Genomic DNA, 6,256 nt, shown 5'->3' on the forward strand with positions numbered 1-6,256 from the left:
AAATTTCATCACGATTTCATTATTGGATGAAATCTTTAAAAAATGAAGTCAGTTGAATGTATTTCTTAAGCTAGAGATAAATTTTATAATATTTTTTTATAATGATTGATTTACACAAGACTCATATTTAATTTTTGCGAAGTTAGTACAGAATAAGTACAAAGTCTGTTGAATATGTCTAGTCAAACTGATGTACAAGTACAAAGAATTAGAGCTATTGGCTTAACGGTGACAACCTGCAATCGCTTTTTGGATTTCTATACACAAGCACTTGCTTTTGAACTCGTTTCTGACATTACTGTTGAAGGACAGGATTATAGCGACTTAGAAGGTGTGACTGGGGCAAAAATTCGCATTATCACTTTGCGATTAGGTGACGAACTTATCGAGTTGATGGAGTATCTTAATATTCAGGGTAAACCCATCCCCAACGATTCACAAAGTAATGACCTGTGGTTTCAACATCTGGCAATTGTAGTGAGTGATATGGATCGTGCTTATGCTCACTTGCGTTCATTTCCCATTGAACCAATTTCAGTTGCTCCTCAGACAATACCACCTGAAAATGAAGCATCTGGTGGTGTCCGCGCCTTTAAATTTAAAGACCCTGATGGTCATGATTTAGAGTTAATTTGGTTTCCGCCTGATAAAGGACAAGATAAATGGCATCAAAATAGCCATAGCTTGTTTTTGGGAATCGATCATAGTGCGATCGCCATTTCCAATACCGAGCAGAGTCTACACTTTTACCGCGACCTCCTGGGAATGCAAATTGATAGCCGCAGTCTCAACTGGCGTGCAACCCAATCTCGCTTGGATAATTTAGCAGGAGCCGAAGTCAAAATTACAGCATTGCGACCTGTTCAAGATGGTATGGGAATTGAACTGTTAGACTATATTGTGCCGGGAAAAGGTCGGATTATACCGAGTGACTGGAAAAGTTGCGATATTGCACATATCCAAATTGAGCTAGTTGTAAATAATCTTGAGCAGTTAGTGGATAAGCTACGGCGTAACGGAGTTCAGTTTGTATCGTTGCGGATTGTACAGTTTGCGGATAATACAAGTCCTTACCGCCAAGGTTGTCTAGTTAAAGACCCTGACGGACACGCAATCTTGCTAATTGCGGAATCTTGATGTGGGAAGCGGTGGGTCGTTGATTGGCTATAATGCTTGTAGTGAGTAGGACATAAATAAAAATGTCAGAAAAAACTTTCGATATTGCTTACTTGTCTGATAATTTACTTGATTTATTATCAGATATCCAAAATAATGTTGAGATTACGCTAACTTGTCAAGGGGTTCCTTGGGCAAAAATTTTACCTCTGACTCAAGTAGAGTCTACAGTTAAAAAAGCAAGTGTAAATCATGGCTCGATGGTGATGAGTAATGAAGATGTATTAGAACCCAGAGTTGCAGGTTTTTGGCAAGGACAGGTTAAAATTTCTGTTGCTGATTTGCCAATGTATCATAAATATCCTTTTGATCGGATGTTAATTGCTCAGGCTTTGGTAGAAGGTCTAACAAGAATTACTGTCGATCAGAAGTTTAAATTTTATGATGTGGCGTTGTTAATAACTGAATCATAAATATGATGATTCACCGTCCAAAAATCAAAGCATCCAGCGAATAAGCACCAGGCCCTAAAACCGCGATCGCAATCAGCATAACGCAGTACATAAACGCCTTTTCCCAACTTGGCGGTTCACCTTTTCCTAAAGGCCCATGATACTGTCCTTCAGGAATTAAGTATGGATCTTGGGCTACAAAGGGCTTACTTCCAGAAATGTCTAAGTATATCGCAAAAATCATTGAGCAGAGAATGGGCAAGGTTGCTAAGAGTGTGAGGAATCCAATCATGAGAAAAATTCCGCCACCTAACATCGACGCAGCTGATAAAAAGCAAAGAAAGATAGGTGTTTTCATAGACTCAGCCCACTGTCGAAGATGCGTTAACTTTGGATAGCCGTGTAATATAAACAACCAGCCAACGCTAACTCTTAGTAGTAAAAGTGCCAATCCTGGAAATCCGTCAGGATACACAGGAGAAAGTGAACTTAACAACTGTGGACTTAGCTGTGGGTAGTTAAATGCAGCTAGAAAAAAGGCGATCGCCACACCCAGCCCAAATTTATAAATCATAGCTGCACACCACGGGTATTGAGTTCGATAACATATAACGAATGACCGGCTGTGATAAATAAGCGTTTACGAAGTGTCGCTGAAAGGGAATCGCCTTTCTTAACGCCGAAAGTCAGATTAGCAGATGTCTCCGGTACAAAAATCTTTCCTAAGCGAGTTCCGTCGGGGGCGTATATCTGCACACTGTCTTCAGAACTCGTAAAAACATTACCATTTTCGTCAACCCGCAGTCCATCCGGTTGTCCTGGCTCAATGACTGCAAATACGCGGCCATTCTTTGTCCATCGACCATCTACAACCTCATAGACGCGAATATGATGAGGCCCACCAGGAATATTAAACGCTGCTGTATCTGAAACATACAAAAGGCTTTCGTCTGGACTGAAAGCCAACCCATTAGGGCGCACCATGTCTGTTACTACAGGATAAATCTCACCTGTTGCCGGGTCAAAGCGATAGACGTAACTTCCGGGTTGTTCTTGTTCGCCTCCGTAACCTTGGTTTGGCTCGGTGATCCCATAAGGCGGATCGGTGAACCAAATTGTACCGTCGCTTTTGACTACCAAATCATTTGGACTATTCAGGCGTTTGCCTTGGTAGCGATCGACTAAAACCTTCCATTCACCATCATGTTCGCGTCGGATAATAGCACGCAGACCAGAGGAACAGGCAACCAGACGACCCTCTAAGTCACGGTAATTACCGCTTTGGTAATCAGATGGATCTCGTAGGACAGTCACATTGTCAGTGGCACTCCACCGCAACAGGCGGTTGCCGTGAGCATCGCTCCACACAACGCTATCATCTTCATGGAAGTAAACAGGCCCCTCGCTATGGACTGCACCGTTGGCAAGCTTTTGAAGTGAGGCTTCTGGACGTACAATAGCAAGCAGGCGATCATCATAAATCTCAATGGCTTCAGCCATAGGAATCTCCTGTTATTTAACTTGGTTACTGGCGATAAATGGCAGGTTCAAGTTAATACAAATTTAGTTTTTATAAATATCAAATATGTATGATTTACATCATATATAAACATCAATGAAATTGAATGAAATTGAAATGAAATCTTACCCTTTCTTTAGATATAAATAAAAATTCAGCCATTGGATAGAGTCTAAAATTTTAGACTTGGTGTTTTTAAAGGTTACTCAGCTATAAATTTTCTCATCTTGTTGGCGTTCTGAACAGTTCAATAATTCCCATAATCCAAATAGGATTGCTATATGTCTAAAGGCTGAAATTATCATGTTCGGAATATACCATTAATGAGTTGAAAAATCATAGTTTGTGACATAAAGTAAAACGTGCAAGCAAAAACTATCTGAATATTTCTCAATTAATCAGCTTAGTATAAATTGTTCCTAATTAAGAGAAATAGCGTATGGATCTTGGTATTAAAGGTAAAGTTACTGCATAACATCAAGCGGTTTAATTCTTGAAAATCCCTAAGTTTGAGATCAGAATAATTTGCAACCTCCTATATGACGAATATTACAGAACATTACGACATTATTATTATCGGTACAGGAGCAGGTGGAGGGACACTAGCTCACCGTCTCGCGCCCACAGGTAAAAAAATTCTCGTGCTGGAACGAGGCGACTTTTTGCCGAGAGAGAAAGCTAACTGGAATCCAGAGGAAGTTTATCAAAAACATCGTTACCATACTGATGAGCAATGGTATAACAAGGAAGGTAAAGCCTTTAATCCTCAGACAGGCTACTGGGTTGGTGGCAATACCAAACTCTACGGTGCAGCCTTAATTAGATTGCGGGAGCGAGATTTTGAAAGGGTAATTCATAAGGGAGGAATTTCTCCAGAATGGCCTTTGAAGTATCAAGACTTGGAGCCATACTACACCCAAGCAGAAAAGCTGTATGATGTGCATGGACAGGAAGGAGAAGACCCCACAGAACCACCTCGCAGCGAACCATATCCCTATCCGCCAGTGAGTCATGAGCCAGATATGCAGTCCCTTGCTGATGGCATTAGGGAACTGGGTTATTATCCATTTCACCTACCACTAGGATTAAAGCTGAATGAAAGCGATCGCCTAAATAGCCCCTGTATTCGCTGCGATACTTTTGATGGATACCCCTGTCTAGTACAAGCAAAAGCCGATGCTGATATCAACGCCATTCGTCCCGCCCGCGAAAAGTATGCCAATGTTACTCTCTTAACTAATGCCAAAGTCTTGCGGCTGCATACCAGTGAGTTGGGGCGAGAAGTGACGAAGGTAGAAACTGAAATTGCAGGAGAGCAACATTGGTTCACAAGCGATATTGTGGTTGTTGCCTGCGGTTCTGTCAACTCAGCTGCTTTGCTTTTACGCTCTGCTAATGACAAACATCCCAACGGATTAGCAAATAGTTCCGATCAAGTGGGGCGGAATTTCATGAAGCAACTGGAAACAGCCATAGTTTCCATACACCTAGAGGTGAATCACGCCAACTTTCAAAAAACCATCGCCGTCAACGATTTTTACTGGGGAGAACCGGATTTTCCTTATCCGATGGGTATGGTACAGAATACAGGTAATGTCCTAGCTGATATGATTCCCGGAGAAGCCCCCCCACTGATGGCTCCATTTGTCAAGTTGATTCCTCATTTTGAGCGCCATTTGCTGGCCGAACGATCGGTTGGCTGGTGGTTGCAGACAGAGGATTTACCAGACCCCAATAATCGGATTCGGGTGGTGGGCGACAAGATTCATGTTGACTATACACTGAACAATACCGAAGCAAGCGATCGCTTAATTCACCGATGGACATCTGTACTCAAGTCAATCCCGCACTCTGCTAAAAGCGTTCTGCCATTTAGCATTTATCCGCGCACTCAGCTACCAGAACAAGCAGTTGGTCATCAATGCGGTAGTTGTCGATTTGGCACAGATCCCAAAACCTCAGTCCTTGACATCAATTGCCGTACTCATGATGTCGATAATCTCTATGTGGTAGATAGTAGTTTCTTTCCGTCAAATTCCGGTGCTAACCCAACACTCACAATTATGGCAAATGCGTTGCGTGTTGGCGCTCATCTAGCTGAACGTTTGAAGTAGAAAGTTTATTATTTCTAGGATGGACAAATTTATGAACGATCAACAGACTGATTTAGAAACGCAAAATCAAAACTCAAGAGAAACATCATCCTCTAATACTCATCCTATTACGACGGGATTGGGAGTTGTAGGAGGCGGGATTGCTGGAGCCGCACTAGGTCGCTCAATTGGTGGTAAAGTTGGTGCTGCGATTGGTGGAGTTGCGGGTGCGATCGCTGGAGGAGTTGCAGCCAATGAACTGGTTGTTTATGCAGAAGAATTTATTGAGGAACTTCAGCCGACTATTAGTTTGGGATTAGGCGCTGATCGCAAACCAATTGAATTACCCCTTCATTACAGTCGGGAAGAATTACAAGCACTATCAAAACCCCAAGGTAAAAAAATGCAAGCTACATAAACAAAAATTTTAATTATGAATTACGTAAAGCCTCCGGCATTTGGTAAGATATTTTGAATTTGATTAACTTTGAACCCTGCACGTTTTAAAGCACGAATAGTCCAGATAGTTGCAGTTAAAGCTTTAGGTAGGCGAAATTTGAGAATAATATGAGTCCATGTAACTTTTTCTGGCTCTTATCCGAGCAAAATGTTGACTACTTCATTAGAGGATGTTTGAAAAGTCCTCTTCTTGGTAGCAAAACGTTCTAGATCCCCCTAAATCCCCCTTAAAAAGGGGGACTTTAACTCCGGTTCCCCCCTTTTTAAGGGGGGTTAGGGGGGATCTAAAAGTGTCTAAAGTCACAGCGAAATACTTTTCAAACAACCTCTTAAGAGGAATATCAACTGAACCCAAAGCTAAGTCTAATAAAAAAGCCAAGATTAAACTTATAAGTATAATGAAAAAAAATAATGGTTTTGAAAACCGGAGTTTTTTGGGTTAGTCGGGTAATTTTAAATTTATATTTTTCGCTTAACATTATTAATTAAGTTTGTGGTAATAAAATAGTTTATGGTTAGGTAATAAGCTGTTCCACATTTCAATTGCATAAATGGTAAACTAGATATATCCGTGCATTCAGCATTATTATGCCTGCCAAAGGGTTTCTAGCTCAATC

6 protein-coding genes and 1 pseudogene are annotated in these 6,256 nt (G+C 41.2%); 4 read left to right on the plus strand and 3 right to left on the minus strand.

What is annotated here, in order from left to right:
• Positions 1 to 174 precede the first annotated feature (174 nt).
• Together V7L07_RS18310 and V7L07_RS18315 are read left to right on the plus strand one after the other, a co-directional pair.
• The gene (locus V7L07_RS18310) at positions 175 to 1,137 is read left to right on the plus strand and encodes a VOC family protein (RefSeq protein ID WP_335060166.1); all 963 of its coding nucleotides are present in this window, start codon (positions 175 to 177) and stop codon (positions 1,135 to 1,137) included.
• Positions 1,138 to 1,199: 62 nt separating this feature from the next.
• Entirely contained in the window at positions 1,200 to 1,589 is a 390-nt protein-coding gene (locus tag V7L07_RS18315) for a hypothetical protein (RefSeq protein ID WP_335060168.1), read from the plus strand.
• A 10-nt stretch (positions 1,590 to 1,599) separates the two neighbouring features.
• Here V7L07_RS18315 and V7L07_RS18320 read toward each other — a convergent pair whose 3' ends face one another.
• Both V7L07_RS18320 and V7L07_RS18325 read right to left on the minus strand, forming a co-directional pair.
• Positions 1,600 to 2,142 (minus strand): DoxX family protein, encoded by a 543-nt coding sequence (locus V7L07_RS18320; RefSeq protein WP_335060170.1) that lies wholly within the window; start codon positions 2,140 to 2,142, stop codon positions 1,600 to 1,602.
• Positions 2,139 to 3,068, minus strand: a complete 930-nt coding sequence (locus V7L07_RS18325) for an SMP-30/gluconolactonase/LRE family protein (RefSeq protein ID WP_335060172.1) — start codon at positions 3,066 to 3,068, stop codon at positions 2,139 to 2,141. Before V7L07_RS18325 ends, V7L07_RS18320 begins: the two co-directional genes overlap by 4 nt.
• Before the next feature lie 558 nt (positions 3,069 to 3,626).
• On the opposite strand from V7L07_RS18325, the gene V7L07_RS18330 reads away from it, so the two are divergent.
• Together V7L07_RS18330 and V7L07_RS18335 are read left to right on the plus strand one after the other, a co-directional pair.
• The gene (locus tag V7L07_RS18330; RefSeq protein ID WP_335060174.1) at positions 3,627 to 5,201 is read left to right on the plus strand and encodes a GMC family oxidoreductase; all 1,575 of its coding nucleotides are present in this window, start codon (positions 3,627 to 3,629) and stop codon (positions 5,199 to 5,201) included.
• Positions 5,202 to 5,232: 31 nt separating this feature from the next.
• The gene (locus V7L07_RS18335) at positions 5,233 to 5,598 is read left to right on the plus strand and encodes a hypothetical protein (protein ID WP_335060176.1); all 366 of its coding nucleotides are present in this window, start codon (positions 5,233 to 5,235) and stop codon (positions 5,596 to 5,598) included.
• Positions 5,599 to 5,702: 104 nt separating this feature from the next.
• Here V7L07_RS18335 and V7L07_RS18340 read toward each other — a convergent pair.
• Positions 5,703 to 5,804, minus strand: a pseudogene (locus V7L07_RS18340) (iron ABC transporter permease); the annotation flags it as partial.
• Positions 5,805 to 6,256: the final 452 nt, after the last annotated feature.

The sequence above is a fragment of the Nostoc sp. genome (genome assembly GCF_036916985.1).
In the GTDB taxonomy this organism is placed as follows: domain Bacteria; phylum Cyanobacteriota; class Cyanobacteriia; order Cyanobacteriales; family Nostocaceae; genus Nostoc.